This window comes from Parazoarcus communis SWub3 = DSM 12120 (assembly GCF_003226565.1).
GTDB lineage: Bacteria > Pseudomonadota > Gammaproteobacteria > Burkholderiales > Rhodocyclaceae > Parazoarcus > Parazoarcus communis.
The window spans coordinates 1-698 of record NZ_QKOE01000088.1 but is presented as its reverse complement, the minus strand read 5'-3'; the positions used below and the strand labels follow the sequence as shown (position 1 = coordinate 698).

1 protein-coding gene is annotated in these 698 nt (G+C 63.5%); it reads right to left on the bottom strand.

From position 1 onward, the window contains the following. A partial coding sequence (locus DNK49_RS23165) for an ATP-binding cassette domain-containing protein (RefSeq protein WP_133255173.1) occupies positions 1-447 on the bottom strand: 447 nt, incomplete at its 3' end. Positions 448-698 lie beyond the last annotated feature (251 nt).

Here is a 698-nt window from a genome sequence, read left to right as displayed (position 1 = left end):
CTGCGCGATGGAGAGATCCTCGACGGGCGTATCGGCTGCAAAATCCACGCCCAGCCGCTGCAGGATGGCGGTGACGCGGCGCCGCGCCTCGTCGACGTCGATCAGGTTCAGCCAGCCATACCGGCGCGGCTCGCGGCCGATCAGGACATTGGCGGCGACATCGAGGTTCTCGAAGAGGTTGAGTTCCTGATGGACGAAGGCGATTCCGGCCCTGGTCGCCTCCTTCACCGACCAGCTCGTGTGGACGGCGCCGTCGACGACGACCTCACCCGAGGTCGGCGCCACGATGCCGCCCAGGATCTTCATCAAGGTCGATTTGCCGGCGCCGTTCTCGCCGATCAGCCCCAGCACCTCTCCAGGCGCGATCGACAGGCTGACGCCCTGCAGAGCGGCAACGCCGGGATACGTCTTGGAGACCGACCTCAACTCGAAGAGCGGCGCGGTCATGACAGCCATCGGTCGACGATACTCACTTCCGATGCCTCGAAGAGACGACGCGGTTGGCCGACGAAGCCACCGCCGCTCCTCCTACTTTCGCAGCAACGTCTGGATCTTCTTCGCGAAGTCGCCAACGTTCGACTTGTCGACGACCTGGGTGGGAACGATATCCAGCTTGTTGGCCGGAACCACCGATTTGTCGCCTTCGATGTACTTGGCGAGCTTGATCATCGACTGGTAGCCGAACTCGTAGGGCTGCT